Source organism: Streptomyces venezuelae, assembly GCF_008642295.1.
GTDB lineage: Bacteria > Actinomycetota > Actinomycetes > Streptomycetales > Streptomycetaceae > Streptomyces > Streptomyces venezuelae_C.
The window spans coordinates 1,854,068-1,871,398 of record NZ_CP029190.1 but is presented as its reverse complement, the minus strand read 5'-3'; the positions used below and the strand labels follow the sequence as shown (position 1 = coordinate 1,871,398).

Here is a 17,331-nt window from a genome sequence, read left to right as displayed (position 1 = left end):
CCATTTCGCTTCCCTCGCACAGGGAGGACGGTATGCGTCATGGCGCGTCGCCCCGCGCGCCGACGGTGGTTCTCGGGCTGTCGCTGGCGTTGGTTTGCACGTGGGGCGGACCCTCATCCGCGACGCCCGCACCGATTCCGGTCGTCGCTTCGACGAACGTGTACGGCGACGTCGTCCGGCAGATCGGTGGCGGGCGTGTCGGCGTCGTGTCGATCATCAGCGATCCGGCACAGGACCCGCACTCCTACGAGGCCGGCCCACGCAACCAGCTGGCCCTCTCCCGCGCCAAGGTGGTCATCGAGAACGGCGGCGGCTACGACGAGTTCGTCGGCCGCATGCTGCGCAGCTCGGACAACTCCTCGGCCGAGGTGATCAACGCAGTCCAGGTCTCGGGCAAGGCGCCCGACGACGCAGGGGAGTTCAACGAGCACGTCTGGTACGACCTGCCGACGATGGGCCGCCTCGCGGACCAGATCGCCCAGGCGCTCGGCAAGGTGTCACCGGCCGAAGCCGGCGTCTTCCGGAAGAACGCGGAGACCTTCAAGGGCAGGCTGGCGCAGCTCGAGGCGCGGGCGGACCGGATCGAGGCTCGCCACGCCGGCACCCCCGTGGCGGTCACCGAGCCCGTCCCGCTCTACCTGACCGAGGCCTGCGGCCTGGTGAACAAGACGCCTGCGGCCTTCAGCGAAGCCATCGAGGAAGGCGACGAGGTCCCGCCCAGGGTGCTGCGCGAGACGCTGGATCTGTTCCCCCGGCACCAGGTCGAGGCGCTGGTCTACAACGCGCAGACCAGCGGACCCCAGACGGAGAAGGTCAAGGAGGCCGCCGAGGACAGCGGGGTACCCGTGGTGCCGGTGACGGAGACCCTTCCGGAGGGCAAGGACTACACCGGCTGGATGTCGGACAACATCACCGCCCTCGATCAAGCCCTGGAACGGTGATGGAACGCACCGACTCCGTCGTGTCACAGCCCTCCCCGGCGATCACGGACCGCGCAGGCGGCGCCCAGCCGGTGATCAGCGTGCGCGGCGCCACGCTGGCGTACGGCGACCGTGTCCTGTGGCGGGACCTGGACCTCGACGTGCGCCCGGGTGAGTTCCTGGCCGTGCTGGGCCCGAACGGATCGGGCAAGACCAGCCTGCTGCGCGTGCTGCTGGGCCGGCAGCCGCTCACCGCTGGATCGGTGTCGGTCCTGGGGAGCCCGCCGCACCGCGCCGGCGGGCTCATCGGCTACGTCCCCCAGCAGAAGGCACTGCCCGCCCACACCCTGCTGCGTGCGCGGGACCTCGTACGGCTCGGCCTGGACGGGCACCGCTGGGGGCTGTCGCTCGCCCCGGGACCGGCCCGCCGCCGGGTGGACGAGCTCCTCGATGCCGTCGGGGCGCTGCCCTACGCCGCGACCCCGGTCGGACGGCTGTCGGGCGGCGAGCAGCAGCGGGTGCGGATCGCGCAGGCGCTGGCCACGGATCCGCGGATCCTGCTGTGCGACGAGCCGCTTCTCTCCCTCGACCTGCAGCACCAGCGCACGGTCACCGACCTCGTGGACCGGCGGCGCCGGGCCGCGGGCACGACCGTGGTCTTCGTGACCCACGAGATCAATCCGGTCCTGGGAGCGGCGGACCGGGTGCTCTACCTGGCCGCCGGCGGGTTCCGGATCGGCCCGCCGGAGGAGGTGATGACCACGGGCGTCCTGTCGCGGCTGTACGGGACCCAGGTGGACGTCGTGCGTGTGCGGGGCCGCCTCGTGGTCGTGGGGGCACCCGATGCGGCCCCCGCCCACCACACCGCCCGGCCGGACGGGGGCGGGCAGCCGTGAGCGCGCTGCCCCTCCGGGCCGCTGCCGACGGCAACGATCCCGGCATCTGGCAGCAGATCTTCAACTTCGACAACTACGGAGACCTGCTGGCCCTGGTCCACAATTCGCTGCTGGCCGGTGCCCTGGTGGGCTTCGTGGGAGGGCTGGCCGGGGTCTTCGTGATCATGCGGGACATGCCCTTCGCGGTGCACGGCATCAGCGAGCTGTCGTTCGCCGGCGGGGCGGCGGCGCTGCTGGCCGGTGTCAACATCGTCGCCGGGTCGATCGTCGGCTCCCTGCTGGCGGCGGCCGCGATCGGTCTGCTCGGGGTTCGCGCCCGCGACCGCAATTCCGTGATCGGGATCATCATGCCGTTCGGCCTGGGGCTGGGTGTGCTGTGCCTGGCCCTCTACAAGGGCCGGGCGGCGAACAAGTTCGGCCTCCTGACCGGGCAGATCGTCGCCGTCGACACCCCGCAGATGGCCTGGCTGGTCGGCACGTCCGTCGTCGTGCTGGCGGCCCTGGCGGTGGTCTGGCGGCCGCTGACCTTCGCCAGCGCCGATCCGGACGTGGCCGAGGCGCGCGGGGTGCCCGTCCGGGCCCTGTCGTTGGCGTTCATGCTGGTCCTCGGGCTGGCGGTGGCGCTGTGCGTGCAGATCGTGGGAGCCCTGCTGGTGCTGGCCCTGCTGGTCACCCCGGCGGCCGCCGCCGCGCGGGTCACCGCGTCCCCGGTGCTGCTTCCCGTACTGAGCGTCGTCATCGCGCTGGTCGCCATGGTGGGTGGCATCCTGCTGGCCCTCGGCAGCAGCATTCCCATCAGCCCGTACGTGACGACCCTCGCGTTCCTGATCTACCTCGGCTGTCGGATCGTGGGCTCCCGGCGCGCTGCGCGCGCTACCCGGGCCGTGCACCTTCCCGAGCGTCGGCCTGTGGCTCCCGTCTGACCGCGGCACGGTTCGACCCCGGGGGCGCCGCGGGTCCAGACTGGAGAAGAGGTTCCGTCGCATCCGGCACGGTGCGTGCGGAAGGAGGCATTCATGCATCCCCTCGCCATCGTCGGCGCGACCGCCGTCAAGCTGGCCCACTACGCGGTGTGCGGAGCGGTGGGCGCGTTGATCATCAAGAAGCTGCCCGATGCGCAGCCCGCCGCGCGCAAGGCGCTGGTGAGCGGCCTCGCAAGCGGCATCGTGGCGAGCCGGTGGCTGTCCTCGGCCGCCGAGGAGGCCCGGCTCAAGGCCGGGGACATGCTCGCGGAGGCCCGTACCTCGCTGGGCGAGGAGGTCCCGCCGCCCTCGGCCGTCAAGGTCGACCACGACCATCACGGCCACGAGCACTGATCATGTCAGCGGTACTCGTCCGCTCGGTCGCCATCGGGCGGGCCCGGCTGACCGTCCCCTGGTTGCGCGACCGTCCCGGCTGCGCCGGACTCGTCGACGACCGCCTGACCCACCTCGGCGGCTTCCGCGCCCTGAGGATCTTCCCGCGCACCGGCAGCGTCGTGATCTGGATGGAACCCGACGACCTGGACGTGGACGCGCTGGTCCGCGCCCTGGAGAAAGCGCCACCCGCATCGGCCCCGGCCAAGGCCACCCGCTCGGCTCCGGACTCCTCCACCGGTGAGATCGCCCGGCTCGTGGTCGGCGGGGCGGTCCTCGCGTTCGTGGCCGTGCGCCGTCTGCTGGCCCTGCCCCGCATCGGCATCGGCTCCTCCGGATTCCTCGGTGTGGTCACCGTCTTCACCGGTCTGCCGTTCTTCCGCGGGGCCCTGCGTACGCTGCGCGGGCGCGGCCATCCCGGAACCGACACCCTGGTCACCGCCGCGACCGTCATCTCCCTGGTCCTGCGGGAGAACGTGGTGGCCCTCACGGTGCTGTGGCTGCTCAACATCGGCGAGTTCCTCCAGACCCTCACCCTGCGCCGCACCCGCCGCGCCATCGAGGACCTGCTCACCATCGGCGAGGAGCGGGTCTGGCTGGTCCGGGAGGAGGGCGTGGAGGTCGAGGTCCCGCTGGAGGAACTGACGCCCGGCGATGTCGTCGCCGTGTACGAGCACCACCGCATCCCCGTCGACGGGCACGTGGCCGGTGGCGAGGCCCTGGTCGACCAGGCCGCGGTCACGGGCGAGGCCCTGCCGGTCTACGCCCGGGCGGGCTCGCACGTCTACGCCGGTACCATCGTCACCTCCGGCTCCCTGACCGTACGTGCCGACTCCGTGGGCCGGAACACCACCGTCGGCCGGATCATCACCCGGGTCGAGGAGGCCCAGACCGACCGGGCGCCGATCCAGACCGTCGCCACCCGCTTCACCCAGCGTTTCGTCCCCGTGTCCTTCGCGCTGGCCGCCCTGACGTACGTGGTCACCCGCGACGCCCGCCGGGCGATGACGATGCTGCTGATCGCCTGCCCCTGCGCGGCGGGTCTGGCCACCCCGACCGCCATCAGCGCGGCCATCGGCAACGGTGCCCGCCGTGGCACCCTCATCAAAGGCGGTACCCACCTCGAGGGCATCGGCCGGGTCACGGCCGTGGTCTTCGACAAGACGGGCACGCTGACCTTCGGCCGCCCCCTGGTCACCAGCGTCGTCACCCTCAACGAGCGCTTCGGCGCCGACGAGGTGCTCAGCCTGGCCGCCTCCGGCGAGCTCCACGCCCGCCACCCCCTCGCGCAGGCCATCGTCACCCACACGGAAGAGCAGCACCTGCACGTCCCGCTCCACCAGGCCTGCGAGGTCGTCCTCGGCATGGGCATGCGCGCCGAACTCGACGGCACCCGGCTCCTGGTGGGCAGCCCCGCCCTGCTGCGCCGTCACGGCATCGAGCTCACCGAGGACGCCCGGAACTGGACCGACCACCTGCGCCGGGGCGGCGAGACCGTCATCTGCCTGGCGCAGGACGAGGAGTTCATCGGCCTGCTCGGGGTCTCCGACGCCGTTCGGGCGGGCGCCGACATCGTCGTCCGGCAGCTGCGTGACCTGGGTGTCTCGCGGCTGGTCCTGCTCACCGGTGACGCCCCGGAGACCGCACAGGTCGTGGCGGACGCCCTCGGCATCACCGAAGTGCACGCCCACGCCCTGCCGGAGGCCAAGCTCCAGCTGATCCGTGACCTCCAGGCCGAAGGCCACACCGTGGCGATGGTGGGCGACGGTACGAACGACGCCCCGGCCCTGGCGCTCGCCGACGTCGGCATCACGATGGGCGAGCATTCGTCCCATGTGGCCCTGGAGACCGCGGACATCGCGCTGGCGGGCAACGATCTGCGCCAGGTCGCGGCCGTGGTCGAGCTCAGCCGCCACACCCTGCGCGTCGTTCGGCAGAACTACGGGCTCGCCATCGGTGTCAACCTGCTCGGGCTGGTCGCGGGCGCGGGCGGCTCGATGAACCCGGTGCTCGCGGCGCTGCTGCACAACACCAGCAGCATCGCGGTCGTGGGCAACTCCGCCCGCCTGGTCAACCACACCCCGCACCTGCCCCGGGTGGAGGAGGACGTGCTCAGAGCGGCGCCCCTGGAGGAGCGGCGGGTCACCTGACCGCGGCCGGCTCCCGGTCGGGTCCCGGCCCCGGCTCGGAATCCGTTCCCGCCGCGGGCAGCGGCATCTCGAAGTGGACGGTCCCGAAGCCTCCGTGCTCACCGGTGGTGCGCGCGTCGAAGACCTCGGTGGCGATGCTGCGCCAGAAGTGTTCCGCGCCGGGGATGTCGACGTTGGTGTGCAGGTAGATGCGTTCGTAGCCGGGTACGGCCGCGGCGAACGCGCAGGCGGTGTGGACCATCACGCGGGCCAGCCCGTGTCGCCGGTGCTCAGGGCGTACGTAGACGCGCAGCAGCTGCGCGGTGCGTCCCGAGGGGTAGCGCTCGACGAGGCTTCGCGGGTGCGGGGGATGGGCGGGGCCGCGTGAGGTGAGTGCGGTGGTGCCGACCACCTCGCCGTCGTCGCGTACGGCCACGACGAGGGTGTGCCGTGGATGGCGCAGGTAGGTGCCGTCGAGGTCGACGACGTCGGGGTGCCAGTCCGGCACGTACCCGTAGCCGAACTCCCGGTAGAAGGTGTCCAGCATGACGCTCCGGGCACCGGGCAGGTCCTCGGCTCTCGCGTGCCGCACCGTGTACGGCCCGACCCTCTGATCCCGCGTCAGCTCTGTCATCACGCTCCGCCTCTCGTGCTCCGGAGGCCGCAGGCTATCGGAAAACTGTCGTATTGGAAATGAAAACGATTTCCGATAATGTCTGCGTCGCACAGAGCCGACGGCAGTCTGGGAGGAAGTCCGGTGGGACATCTGCTGGTGATCGAAAGCTGGGTGGGGTCGATGAGCAGGCTGCTGCCCAGGGCGATCCGCGAAGACGGGCACGAGTTCACCTTCGTCACCCGCGACCTGCACCACTACCTGCGCTCAGCCCCTGCGGGGGACGGACCGCACCCGCTGCTCACGGCCCGCAACATCATCACGGCGGACACCAACGACACGGCAGCACTCCTGGAGCGGCTCGAAGGCCTGCACGCCGTCCTCGGCTTCGACGGAGTGGTCTCCTCGTGCGACTACTACCTGCCGGCCGTCGCGCACACCGCCCGGCGGCTCGGCCTGCCCGGCCCCGCACCGGAGGCCGTCGAGGCGGCGTGCCGCAAGGACCTGACCCGCCGTGTGCTGGCCGAAGCCGGCGTCCCCGGGCCGCGGTTCGCGCTCTGCGAGGGAGCCGCGGAAGCGGCGGTCGCCGCGCGGGGGATCGGCTACCCGCTCGTGGTGAAGCCGGTGGACCTGTGCGCGGGCATGCTGGTCCGCGCGGTGCGCGACGAGCACGAACTGGAGCTCGCCTGTCAGGCCCTCGCCGAGTTCCCGGTCAACGCGCGCGGCCAGGACCGGGCCCCCGTCATCCTGCTCGAGGAACTGCTGCACGGGCCCGAAGCCAGCGTCGAGACCGTCTCCTTCGGCGGCACCACCCAGGTCGTGGGGGTCACCGACAAGAGCATCGGAGGGGCGCCCGCCTTCATCGAGACCGGCCACATGTTCCCGGCCGGCATCGAGGAGGCCCTGGCGTCGGAGGCTGCCGAGACCGCGCTGCGGGCGGTCAAGGCGCTGGGGCTGGACCAGGTGGTCTGCCACACCGAGATCAAGCTGACGCCCGACGGGCCCCGGCTGGTCGAGGTCAACCCCCGCCCGGCGGGCAACCGCATCACCGAACTCGTCCGGCACGTGACGGGCGTCGACCTGGCTGCCGCCTGCGTCGACGTGGCCCTGGGGCGCAGGCCCGACGTGGCGCCGCGACCCACCGGCGTGCGCAGCGCCGCCATCTCCTTCCTGCTGCCCGACACCGACGGCATCCTCGCCGGTGTCGAGGGGGCGGAGGCCGTCCGAGCCCGGCCCGAGGTGCTGGAGCTCACCCTCGCCGAACCCGGCCGCACCGTGCGGGCCGCCACCAGCAACAACGAGTACCTCGGCCATGTCATGACCGCCGACATCGAGGGCAACGGCGCCCGCGCGGCCGCCGAGCGGCTGCTCGCCGGCCTGCGCCCCCGTTACGAGCCCTCCCCGGCGGTGCCCGCGTGATCCTGCCTTCCCTGCACACACCTGAAACGGTCCCGCCGGGCGAGCGCGCGCTTGCCGATCCCGCCGTTCGGACCGTCGGCCAGCTCTTCGACGTCGTTCTGGCCGGGGCTTACGGCCCCGACCCCGCCGACGAGCGGATCTCACTCGCCTTCACCACCGCCCAGGCCGTCCGGCACGAAGGGCGCAGCAGCGGCTACCGCAACGAGGTGCTCAGCCTGCGGCTCCACGCGGCCGTCGGATCCTGCGCCGTCGAACCCGGGGCGCTGCCCGAAGGCGCCCTCGACGACTGCGTGGGCGCTACCGTCGCCGAGCTCCTCGGCCATCCGCTCCTGCCGGTGCGGATCGCGGCGCTCGACGCCTACCTGGCCCACGTACGCCCGCACACGCCGGACAACGGCGCCCGCCCGTGTCCGCTGCCCGCCGGCAGTTCGCTGAGCCGTTCGCGGGCCCGGGCCCGCGCCGTCGTCGACCTGCTGCCCGCCGATGTCTCCCGGTCCGGTGAGCGACGTCCGGTCCTCGTGGTCGGAGTGGTCAACTCGCTGCTGGAGCAGTTGCGTTCGCGGGGCCTCGACTACCTGCCGTGCGACCTCAAGGGCGGCACCACCGAGTGGGGCGAGCGCGTCCTGACCGACGCGGCCGCGCACCTGGAACGCTGCGGTGCCGTCCTCGCCTCCGGCATGACCCTCGGCAACGGTTCCTTCCAGGGCCTGCTCGACCACGCCGCCGCGAGCGGGAAGCCCCTCGTGATGTTCGCCCAGACCGGCAGCGCCGTCCTGCCCCGCTTCCTCGGGGCCGGGGTGAGCGCCGTCTCCGCCGAGCCGTACCCGTTCTTCTGGCTCGACGGCGGCCCCGGCGTCATCCACCGCTACGGAGGCTGCCCGTGACCCTCGCCCCGCTCGTACACCCGTCGCATGCCGCTGCCGCCAACCCGGACCTCCTGCCCCTGCTGGGGCGTACTCCTGTCGCCCGTATCCACACCGACCTGCCCCACACCCACCCCGGCTTCTGGGCCAAGCTCGAATGCCTCAGCGCCGGCGGGATGAAGGCCCGCGCGGCGATGTCCATGCTCACCGGCGCCCGCAGACGCGGTGAACTTCGCCCCGGGGCACCGGTCGTGGAGTCCACCTCCGGCACCATGGGCATCGGGCTGGCCTTCGCCGGACAAGTCCTCGGCCACCCGGTCGTCCTCGTCGGCGACAGCGAACTCGAACCCTCCATGCGGCAGCTGCTGCGCACCCACGGCGCCCGCCTGGAGCTCGTCGACCGCCCTGCCGCCCAGGGCGGCTGGCAGGCCGCCCGCATCGCCCGGCTGCGCGAGGTCCTGGCCCGCACCGAGGGCGCGTACTGGCCCGACCAGTACAACAACCCGGACAACCCGGCCGGTTACCGCTCCATGGCCGCAGAACTGATCGGCCAGCTCGACCACCTGGACGTCCTGGTGTGCAGCGTGGGCACCGGCGGACACAGCGCCGGGCTGGTCGGCCCGCTGCGCAGCCGCTGGCCCCGCCTGAAGGTGATCGGCGTCGACTCCGTCGGCTCCACGATCTTCGGGCAGCCGGCCAGACCGCGTCTGATGCGCGGGCTCGGCAGCAGCATCCACCCCGGCAACGTCCGCCACGGAGTGTTCGACGAAGTGCACTGGGTGGGTGCCGCCGAGGCCGTCGACGCCTGCCGCCGGCTCGCCCGCGGCAGCTTCGTCAGCGGCGGCTGGAGCACCGGCGCCGTCGCGCTGGTCTCCGCATGGGCGGCCAGGGCCGAACCCGGCGCCGTCGTCGCAACCGTCTTCCCCGACGGGCCGCACCGCTACCTCGGCACCGTCTACGACGACGACTTCTGTCACGCCCACGGCCTGACCGCCACGGCCCGGGCCACCCGCCCCCTGGAGATCCCGCACCCACGCGCGGCCGAGGCCGTCGGCTGGACCCGCTGCCGGACCGTCGTCGATCCCGTCGCCGTCCCCGGTGGCGAAGCCCGCGCTCCCCGCGTTCCGGCCCCCGGAGGTGCCGTATGAAACTCACCTGGCACACCGCCTCGCTCGAACTGGCGGAGCCCCTGCGGATCTCCCGCTCGGTGATGGCCCGCCGCGACGCGGTCTGGGTCAGCCTGGAACACGGCGGGCTGCGCGGCTGGGGGGAGGCAGTCAGCAGCGTCTACCTCGGACTGCCCACCGAAACCATCCTCCGCCACCTGAGCGCCCTCCGGCCGGCGGTGGAGCGCCTGCCGGACCCCGAGACCGCCTGGGCGGAACTCGCGCCCGCGGGCCCTGTGGGCGCAGACCTGCCCGCAGGAGTCCTCGCCGCCGTTGAATCAGCCGTACTGGACCTCACCGGCAAGCGAGCCGGCGAACCCGTGCACCGACTCCTCGGCAGCCCTCTGCCGCCGTCCGCCGCCACGGCACGCACCATCGGCATCGTCACGCCCGTATCCGCTGCCGCCCAGGCCAGTCGGCTCGCCGCGGCCGGATTCAGCGTGCTGAAGGTCAAGGCCGGATCTCCCGACCCGGTCGAGGACCTGGCCCGGGTCGAGGCCGTCCGTGTGGGAGCGCCCGCCGCGGACCTGCTGCTCGACCCCAACGGCGCATGGACCGAGGACCAGGCCCACGCACTGCTGCCCCGCTTCGCAGCCCTCGGCGTCACCGCCGTGGAACAGCCGATCGCCGCCGGGCAGCCCGATGCCCTGGCCCGGGTCGCCACCACCTCCCCGATCCCCGTGATCGCCGACGAGGACGCGGTCTCCTACGAGGACGCCGCGGCCCTCGCCGGGCGGGTCCACGGCGTCAACGTGAAGCTCGCCAAGTGCGGGGGCGTACGGGCCGCGCTGCGCATCCATGCCGCGCTGGACGGCACCGGCACCGACCTCATGCTCGGCTGCCTCACCGCCAGTTCCCTCGGCATCGCGCCCGCCGTCCACCTGGTCGACCGGGCCCGCTGGATCGACCTCGACGGGCACCTGCTCCTCGCCGACGATCCCTGGTCCGGCATCGGCGGCTCCGACGGCACCGTACGCCCCGCATCGCGCGGCGGCCTGGGAGTGCTGCCCCGCGCCGCCATACCCGTAGGAGCCGCCCGATGAGAACCATCGCCGCGGTGCGCGGCTTCCCGCCGGCCGTACGGCTCCTGCTCGTCAACCAGCTCGGCGTCAACATCGGCTTCTACCTCCTCATCCCGTACCTGGCCACGCACCTGACCGACGACCTCGGTATGTCGGCGGCGGTGGTCGGCCTGGTCCTGGGCCTGCGCAACCTCAGCCAGCAGGGGCTCTTCCTGATCGGGGGCTCCGCCGCCGACCGCCTCGGGGCCCGCGGCGTGATCATCGCGGGCTGTGGCCTGCGCACCCTGGGCTTCGCGCTGTTCGCCCTGGGCGACGCGCTGCCCGTACTGATCGCCGCGTCCGTGCTGAGCGGGCTGGCGGGAGCCCTGTTCAACCCGGCCGTACGGACGTACGTCGCCCAGGAGTCCGGCGACCGCAAGGCCGAGGCGTTCGCCCTGTTCAACGTGTTCGCCACGGCGGGTGCGCTGATCGGGCCGCTGCTGGGGGGCCTGCTGCTGTTCGGCGGCTTCCGGGTCGCGGCACTCACCGCGGCCGGGGTGTTCGCATTGCTCACCCTCGCCCAGGCTGTGGTGCTGCCCGCCCGTGCCGTGCCCCGGCCGACAGGCTCCGTGCTCGGCGACTGGCGGGAGGTGGCCGGCAACCGGCGCTTCGTGGCCTTCTCCCTCGCCATGGTCGGCATGTACGGCATGGAGAGCCAGCTCTACCTGCTGCTCCCGCACGCCGCGCGGCAGGCCACCGGCTGGGCGGGCGCCGTCGGGCTGATCTTCGTCGTCGGGACCTTCGCCAACTTCCTGCTCCAGCTGCGAATCACCCGCAGGCTGGCCGCCCGGGCCGGTGGCCGGGGCCGGTGGATCGCCGCCGGGCTGACCGTCAGCGGACTCGGCTTCGTACCACCGATGCTGATGGCGGGAGCAGCGGGGACGCACCCGGTATTGCTGCTGCCGGTCCTGGCCGGAGCGCTGCTCCTGTACGTCGGGTTGATGACCGCCCAGCCCTTCGTCATGGAACTCATCCCCGCCTTCGGCCGCGCGGAGCTCACCGGCACCTTCTACGGCCTGTTCTACGGAGTGTCCGGAGCGGCTGCCGCGGGCACCGGCGCGGGGGTCGGGTGGGCCATGGACACCGCGACGCACGGCGGGCCGACATGGCTTCCCTACGCCTGCTGCACGGCACTCGGCCTCGCCTCGGCGGCGGCCGTCACCCTGCTGCACCGACGCCGGGCCCTGCCCCGCCCGCCTGCCACCGCCGCGGCATCCGCTGCTCCGGACTCGCCGGTCCCGGAGGACCCGGAACAGCATGCGAAGACAACGCCCGCCACCCCTGGCCCACGTCCCCTGAGCGAGACCAGATGAGCACCGGCAACCTCCTCACCGACCACCCCGAGCTCTACGAAGAGCGCTTCCCCGACCCCGACCGGCTCGCCGCACGCTGGACCGAGGACACCCTGCGCCGCCACGGCGCGGGAGCCCGGATTCTGGACCTCGGCTGCGGCACCGGCCGGGACGCCGCCTGGCTGCACCACCACGCCGGACGCCGGGTCACCGGGATCGACACCGCCAAGGCCATGCTCGCCCACGCCCGCCGCCGACACCCCGGACCCGACTACCACCGCGCCGACATGCGGGACTTCGACCTCGGCCGCACCTTCGACGCCGTCCTCTGCCTGGACAGCGCCCTGCTCTACTGCCACACCAACGAAGACCTCACCTCCTGCCTCGCCGCCATCCGCCGCCACCTGGGCCCGGGCGGACTGCTCGTCGCGGAGATGCGCAACGGCGCCTTCTTCCTCGGCAACACCGAACTCCTCGACGGGACGCGCACCGCCTCCTTCGACTGGCGGGGCACGACGTACACCTCCCACACCACCCTGTGGATCGACCACGGCGCCCAACTCCTGAGCCGGCGCCGCACCTGGACCGCCGACGACGGCTCCGACCCGGAAGAGCAGCACTCCGCCTGGCGGCTGCTCTTCCCCCAGGAGCTGCGGTACTTCCTCACCACCGCCGGCTTCGAGGTCCTCGCCCTGCACGACGGCCCCGGTCCCCGCACCGAACCTGTGTGGAGCGAAGGCGACTCCCCGCACGGAACCACAAGTTCCGACCGCCTCCACCTCGTCGCCCGGCTCAGTCCCCAGAACACCCCCCAGCACAACAGCAACGGAGACACCACCCCGTGAACCAGCGCCGCTCCGGCCTCGCCCGCCGAGGCTTCCTCCTCGCCACCGCCACGGCCACCGCCGCCGCCCTTGCCCTGACCGCCGGCTGCTCCGCCGACACCGGTAAGACCGCAGACAGCAAGAACGCCGCCGAGGCCGGCACCCCCAAGCGTGGCGGCACCCTGCGCGCCGCCTTCGCGGGTGGCGGCGCGAACGAGACCCTCGACCCGCACGCCGCGAACCTGTTCGTCGACGCCGCCCGCGCCAAGGCTCTCTACGACAAGCTCGCCGACTTCGGCACCGACCTCGCGCCGGTCCCGCGGCTCGCCGAGCGCTGGGAGCCCAACGAGACCCTCGACACCTGGAAGATCACCCTGCGCAAGGCGGCCTTCCACGACGGGCGCCCGGTCACCGCCGAGGACGTCCTCTACAGCTACCGGCGGATCGCCGACCCCAAGGGCACCTTCCGGGCCAAGGCATCCCTGGAGCCGATCGACCTCGCCGCCAGCCGCGCCCTCGACGCGAACACCGTCGAGTTCAAGCTCAAGCGCCCGTACGCCGAATTCCCCAACGTGCTCGCCGCGTTCGGTGCCTACATCGTCCCCAAGGACACCTCGTCCTTCGACAGGCCCGTCGGCTCCGGCCCCTTCACGTTCGGCTCCTTCACCCCCGGCAAGTCCCTGATCGTCAAGCGCAACGACGCCTACTGGGAGGGCGCGCCCCACCTCGACCAGGTCGAATTCGTCGTCGCCACCGAGGAATCGGCCCGTACGAGCGCGCTGCTCGGCGGCCAGGTCCAGTACGCCCACGAGCTCACCCCCGCCACCGCCCGCACCCACGAGGGCAAGGGCAAGATCGAGGTCGTCCGGCTGCCCGGCAGCTCCATGCAGGGCTTCGTCATGAAGACCGACCGGCCGCCGTTCAACGACAAGCGGGTCCGGCAGGCGTTCTTCCTCATCGCCGACCGCAAGGAACTCGTCGACGGCGCCCTCTCCGGCGCCGGCGAGGTCGGAAACGACCTCTTCGGCAAGGGCTACCAGTACTACGCCTCCGGCCTGCCGCAGCGCACCCAGGACCTCGACCGGGCCCGCGCCCTCCTCAAGGAGGCCGGCGCCGAGAACCTCAAGGTCACCCTCGACACCGCCCCCGCTGCCACCGGCTTCGTCGAGGCCGCCGGGATCTTCAAGGAGCAGGCCGCCAAGGCCGGGGTCACCGTCGAGGTCAAGGTCGGCAACAAGGACACGTACTGGAAGGACATCCTGAACAACGGGACCTTCGCCTCCTACCGGTCCGGGTCCATGCCCATCGAGTCCCACATCTCGCAGCGCCTGCTCACCGGCTCCACCACCAACGCCACCAAGTGGCAGCAGAAGGACTTCGACGACCTGTACCAGCAGGCCCAGTCCACCCGCGACGAGAAGGAACGCGCCGCCCTCTACGAGCGGATGCAGCGCCGCCTGTACGACGAAGGCGGCTTCCTGATCTGGGGCTTCGCCGACTGGATCGTCGCCACCGCGCCCGCCGTGCACGGAGTCTCGAAGCAGGCCCCCGCCAACACCCTCGACTGGGCCCGCTTCGACAGGCTCTGGCTCGCGTGACCCGGCAGCTGAACTGGATCGGCCGCCGTCTGCTCCTCGGCCTGGGGCAGACGGCGGCGGTCGTCCTGTTCATCTTTGTCCTCACCGAGGCCCTGCCCGGCGACGCGGCGGTCGCCCTGGCCGGCGACCAGCCGGACCCCGAGCGCATCGCCCGGATCCGCGCCGCACTGGACCTGGACCGACCCGCCGCCGAACGCTTCCTGGACTGGGCCGCCGGCCTCGTCCGGGGTGACCTCGGCACCTCCCTGGTCAGCGGGCGCCCCGTCGCCGACTACCTGACCGGTGGATTCGGTCCCACGGTGACGCTCGCCTGCGCCACTCTCCTGGTACTCCTACCGCTGTCGGTCGGACTCGGCGTGCTGTGCGCCCGCCGCGAGGGCGGCCCGCTGGACCGGACCCTCAGCGCGCTGACCCTGGCCGTGCACTCCGTGCCCGAGTTCGCCCTCGGCGTGCTGCTGGCCACCCTGTTCGGGCTGTGGCTGGGCTGGCTGCCGCCCACGGCCGTCGGCGCGGACCCGGTCACCGAGCCGGCCGTGCTGGTCCTGCCCGTCCTCGTACTCGTCTCGCGGCCCGTCTGCACCATCAGCCGCCTGGTACGCGCCGGGATGATCGACGCGATGGCCTCGCCATACGTCGCCCAGGCCCAGCGCTACGGCGTCAGCGGCGCCCGCGTCCGCTGGACGCACGCCCTGCCCAACGCCCTTGCTCCGGCCGCCCAGCAACTGGCCCGGACCTGCGACTGGCTGCTGAGCGGAGTGATCGTCGTCGAAGCCCTCTTCGTCATCCCCGGCCTGGGAACCGTGCTCATCGACGCCGTCGCCGCCCGCGACGTGCCCGTCGTCCAGGGCATGGCCGTCGTCTTCGGCGTGGTGACCGTCCTGGCCAACCTGGGCGCGGACCTCGTGGCCCGCCGCTTCGCCCCCCGTGCGGAGGCGGTCGCGTGAGGCGCCATGCATCCAGGTACGCCCTGGCCGTCGGTCTCATCGCCGTGCCCCTGCTGCTGGCTGCCCTCGGACCGCTGCTCACCGGACCGGCCGGACCCCGGTCGGTGTCGTTCGCATCGGGCGGCGGGCACTGGCTGGGCACCGACTTCTCCGGCCGGGACGTCTGGCGGCAGGTCCTGCTCGGAGGCCGCTCCGTCGTCCTCGTGGCGCTCGCCGCCACCGGACTCGCCTACCTGGTCGCCGTCCCGATCGGGCTCACCGCGGCCCTCACCCGCCGCACCTGGCTGGAGGAGGCCCTCATGCGGCCCCTCGATGTCCTGATCGCCGTCCCGTCGCTCCTGCTGGTGCTGCTGGTGGCCTCGACCCTCACCCCGGGGCCGGCCGGCCTGGCCGCCCTGGTCGGCCTGGCCGCCGTACCCGACGCAGCTCGCGTGGTGCACGCGGCGGCGGCCGAGATCTCCGCCCGGCCCGCCGTCGAGGCCCTGCGGATGCAGGGCGAGACCTGGTGGCGTACGGCGATCGGGTACGTTGCCCGCTGTATGCGCCGGACCCTCGCCGCCGACGCGGGGATCCGGCTGACCGGAGCCCTGTACCTGGTGGCCACGGCCGCATTCCTCGGCATCGGCGTCCCACCGGACGCCGCCGACTGGGCGGTCATGGTCGACCGAAACCGCACCGGCCTGTTCCTCCAGCCATGGGCCGTGGTGGTACCCGCCCTGCTCATCGCAGCCCTGTCGATGGGCACCAACCTGCTCTTCGACGCCGCCCTGCACACACCGGCCAAGACCGGCTGGAAAGGAGACCGGGTATGAAGCCGGTAGCGGAAGTGGACGGCCTGCGGGTGGAGGTGGCCGGCAGCGTGCTCGTCGACGGGGTGAGCCTGACGGCCCGTGCCGGGCGGACAACGGCCCTCGTCGGGCCCTCGGGCAGCGGGAAGACCACCACCGGACGCGCCCTCCTCGGCGAGTTCCCGCCCGGGGCACGGATCGACGGCCGGATCAGCATCCCGGGACCCGGCTCCGTCGGCTACGTACCCCAGCACCCCGCAGCCGTCCTCAACCCCGCCCGCCGAGCCGGAGCACTCCTGCGGGACATCGCCGCCCAGCGCGGCGGAACCCGCGGCGAGATCCGCGACCGCGTCGAGCACGCCCTGCGCCTGGCCCAGCTGCCCGACCCCGAGATGGTGCTGCGCCGCTACCCCCACCAGCTCTCCGGCGGACAGCAGCAGCGGGTCGTCATCGCACAGGCCCTGCTCCTGGGCGCGAAGTTGATCGTCGCCGACGAACCCACCACGGGCCAGGACCCGGCCACCAAGAGGGGCGTCGTCGAGGCGCTCGCCGACGTGGCCGAGCAAGGCATTGCCCTGGTCCTGCTGAGCCATGACTGGGACGTCGTACGGCAGTTGGCCGACGAGGCGGTCGTGCTGCGGGATGGCCGGGTAGTGGACCGCGGCCCCGCGGACACCGTACTGCCCGCCTCCAAGCGGCCCGTGCTCCCCAAGCCACGAGCAGCCACCCGGCCCGTCGCCACCCGGATCGCGGTACAGGGGCTGACCGCCCGGCACCCAACGGCGCACGGTACCGTTCCGGTGCTGCACGGCGTCACGCTGTCGGTCGCGCCGGGAGAGTGCCTCGCCGTGACCGGCCGGTCCGGCAGCGGCAAGACGACCCTGGGTCGCTGCCTGGCCGGACTGCACTCCGCGTACGACGGCGCGGTCCTGCTCGACGGAACCCCGCTGCCACGCAGCCTCCGCGCTCGCGCCCGCACCGAACTGGCTGCCGTCCAGTACGTGTTCCAGGATCCCAAGGCGGCCTTCGACGAGCACCGGCCGGTCCTGGACCAGGTCGCCCGCACGGCGGTCCGGCTGCGCGGCGCCGACCGGGACACCGCCCGCCGTACCGCCGTACGAACCCTGGAGGACCTGGGCCTGGCCGAGGAGCTGACCTTGCGCCGCCCCGGCGCCCTTTCCGGCGGCGAACTCCAACGGGCCGCTCTGGCCCGGGCCCTGCTGGCCGAGCCCGACGTCCTGGTCTGCGACGAGATCACCTCCGGGCTCGACGCGGCCACCCGGGACGCGATCCTCACCCGGTTGGCCGCACTCCGGGAACGGGACGGCCTGAGCCTGGTGTTCATCACCCATGACGGGGCGGCCGGCGAAGCCCTGGCCGACCGAACCGCAGTCCTCGACGCCGGCCGGCTGGTCACCTGCCGGCAGAGATCTGCTCCAGAGCGTTGAGAGGGGAGGCTGGGA

16 protein-coding genes are annotated in these 17,331 nt (G+C 72.8%); 15 read left to right on the top strand and 1 reads right to left on the bottom strand.

Going from position 1 to position 17,331, the window contains the following annotated elements:
• Window positions 1-32: 32 nt before the first annotated feature.
• From DEJ50_RS08120 to DEJ50_RS08100, 5 genes are all read left to right on the top strand, one after another.
• Window positions 33-941, top strand: a complete 909-nt coding sequence (locus tag DEJ50_RS08120) for a metal ABC transporter solute-binding protein, Zn/Mn family (RefSeq protein ID WP_150206897.1) — start codon at window positions 33-35, stop codon at window positions 939-941.
• The gene (locus tag DEJ50_RS08115) at window positions 941-1,816 is read left to right on the top strand and encodes a metal ABC transporter ATP-binding protein (protein ID WP_150206896.1); all 876 of its coding nucleotides are present in this window, start codon (window positions 941-943) and stop codon (window positions 1,814-1,816) included. The genes DEJ50_RS08120 and DEJ50_RS08115 overlap by 1 nt, the downstream gene beginning before the upstream one ends.
• Complete coding sequence (locus DEJ50_RS08110; RefSeq protein WP_223837670.1) at window positions 1,813-2,739, top strand: metal ABC transporter permease; 927 nt, start codon at window positions 1,813-1,815, stop codon at window positions 2,737-2,739. The genes DEJ50_RS08115 and DEJ50_RS08110 overlap by 4 nt, the downstream gene beginning before the upstream one ends.
• Before the next feature lie 93 nt (window positions 2,740-2,832).
• Window positions 2,833-3,132, top strand: coding sequence for a DUF1490 family protein (locus DEJ50_RS08105; protein WP_150206895.1), 300 nt, complete (start codon window positions 2,833-2,835; stop codon window positions 3,130-3,132).
• 2 nt (window positions 3,133-3,134) lie between these two features.
• Window positions 3,135-5,321 carry a heavy metal translocating P-type ATPase gene (locus tag DEJ50_RS08100; RefSeq protein ID WP_150206894.1) on the top strand — a complete coding sequence of 729 codons (2,187 nt, stop codon included), beginning with the start codon at window positions 3,135-3,137 and terminating at the stop codon, window positions 5,319-5,321.
• On the opposite strand, the gene DEJ50_RS08095 is transcribed toward DEJ50_RS08100, so the two are convergent.
• A complete protein-coding gene (locus DEJ50_RS08095; protein WP_150206893.1) occupies window positions 5,314-5,934 on the bottom strand; it encodes a GNAT family N-acetyltransferase in 621 nt (206 codons plus the stop codon). The genes DEJ50_RS08100 and DEJ50_RS08095 overlap by 8 nt on opposite strands.
• 123 nt (window positions 5,935-6,057) lie before the next feature.
• On the opposite strand from DEJ50_RS08095, the gene DEJ50_RS08090 reads away from it, so the two are divergent.
• From DEJ50_RS08090 to DEJ50_RS08045, 10 genes are read left to right on the top strand one after another with little or no spacing between them, the layout of a single operon-like run.
• Window positions 6,058-7,332 carry an ATP-grasp domain-containing protein gene (locus DEJ50_RS08090; RefSeq protein WP_150206892.1) on the top strand — a complete coding sequence of 425 codons (1,275 nt, stop codon included), beginning with the start codon at window positions 6,058-6,060 and terminating at the stop codon, window positions 7,330-7,332.
• Window positions 7,333-7,334: 2 nt separating this feature from the next.
• A complete protein-coding gene (locus tag DEJ50_RS08085) occupies window positions 7,335-8,216 on the top strand; it encodes a Rossmann-like domain-containing protein (protein WP_411757674.1) in 882 nt (293 codons plus the stop codon).
• Window positions 8,213-9,343, top strand: coding sequence for a PLP-dependent cysteine synthase family protein (locus tag DEJ50_RS08080; protein WP_150206891.1), 1,131 nt, complete (start codon window positions 8,213-8,215; stop codon window positions 9,341-9,343). The genes DEJ50_RS08085 and DEJ50_RS08080 overlap by 4 nt, the downstream gene beginning before the upstream one ends.
• Window positions 9,340-10,404 (top strand): dipeptide epimerase, encoded by a 1,065-nt coding sequence (locus tag DEJ50_RS08075; protein ID WP_150206890.1) that lies wholly within the window; start codon window positions 9,340-9,342, stop codon window positions 10,402-10,404. The genes DEJ50_RS08080 and DEJ50_RS08075 overlap by 4 nt, the downstream gene beginning before the upstream one ends.
• A complete protein-coding gene (locus DEJ50_RS08070; RefSeq protein ID WP_150206889.1) occupies window positions 10,401-11,735 on the top strand; it encodes an MFS transporter in 1,335 nt (444 codons plus the stop codon). Before DEJ50_RS08075 ends, DEJ50_RS08070 begins: the two co-directional genes overlap by 4 nt.
• Entirely contained in the window at window positions 11,732-12,559 is an 828-nt protein-coding gene (locus tag DEJ50_RS08065) for a class I SAM-dependent methyltransferase (RefSeq protein ID WP_150206888.1), read from the top strand. Before DEJ50_RS08070 ends, DEJ50_RS08065 begins: the two co-directional genes overlap by 4 nt.
• On the top strand, window positions 12,556-14,136 hold the full coding sequence (locus DEJ50_RS08060; RefSeq protein ID WP_150206887.1) for an ABC transporter substrate-binding protein: 1,581 nt from the start codon (window positions 12,556-12,558) through the stop codon (window positions 14,134-14,136). The genes DEJ50_RS08065 and DEJ50_RS08060 overlap by 4 nt, the downstream gene beginning before the upstream one ends.
• Complete coding sequence (locus DEJ50_RS08055) at window positions 14,124-15,080, top strand: ABC transporter permease (RefSeq protein ID WP_411757673.1); 957 nt, start codon at window positions 14,124-14,126, stop codon at window positions 15,078-15,080. Before DEJ50_RS08060 ends, DEJ50_RS08055 begins: the two co-directional genes overlap by 13 nt.
• Window positions 15,077-15,892: an ABC transporter permease gene (locus tag DEJ50_RS08050; RefSeq protein WP_150206886.1), complete on the top strand. Its 816-nt coding sequence runs from the start codon at window positions 15,077-15,079 to the stop codon at window positions 15,890-15,892. The genes DEJ50_RS08055 and DEJ50_RS08050 overlap by 4 nt, the downstream gene beginning before the upstream one ends.
• On the top strand, window positions 15,889-17,316 hold the full coding sequence (locus DEJ50_RS08045; protein WP_150206885.1) for an ABC transporter ATP-binding protein: 1,428 nt from the start codon (window positions 15,889-15,891) through the stop codon (window positions 17,314-17,316). The genes DEJ50_RS08050 and DEJ50_RS08045 overlap by 4 nt, the downstream gene beginning before the upstream one ends.
• Window positions 17,317-17,331 lie beyond the last annotated feature (15 nt).

What these genes read in the sequence shown, in the direction of transcription:
- DEJ50_RS08095 (WP_150206893.1), bottom strand. Translation starts at nt 5,934, where the DNA reads ATGACAGAGCTGACGCGGGATCAGAGGGTCGGGCCGTACACGGTGCGG.
- DEJ50_RS08120 (WP_150206897.1), top strand. Translation starts at nt 33, where the DNA reads ATGCGTCATGGCGCGTCGCCCCGCGCGCCGACGGTGGTTCTCGGGCTG.
- DEJ50_RS08065 (WP_150206888.1), top strand. Translation starts at nt 11,732, where the DNA reads ATGAGCACCGGCAACCTCCTCACCGACCACCCCGAGCTCTACGAAGAG.
- DEJ50_RS08070 (WP_150206889.1), top strand. Translation starts at nt 10,401, where the DNA reads ATGAGAACCATCGCCGCGGTGCGCGGCTTCCCGCCGGCCGTACGGCTC.
- DEJ50_RS08100 (WP_150206894.1), top strand. Translation starts at nt 3,135, where the DNA reads ATGTCAGCGGTACTCGTCCGCTCGGTCGCCATCGGGCGGGCCCGGCTG.
- DEJ50_RS08105 (WP_150206895.1), top strand. Translation starts at nt 2,833, where the DNA reads ATGCATCCCCTCGCCATCGTCGGCGCGACCGCCGTCAAGCTGGCCCAC.
- DEJ50_RS08045 (WP_150206885.1), top strand. Translation starts at nt 15,889, where the DNA reads ATGAAGCCGGTAGCGGAAGTGGACGGCCTGCGGGTGGAGGTGGCCGGC.
- DEJ50_RS08115 (WP_150206896.1), top strand. Translation starts at nt 941, where the DNA reads ATGGAACGCACCGACTCCGTCGTGTCACAGCCCTCCCCGGCGATCACG.
- DEJ50_RS08075 (WP_150206890.1), top strand. Translation starts at nt 9,340, where the DNA reads ATGAAACTCACCTGGCACACCGCCTCGCTCGAACTGGCGGAGCCCCTG.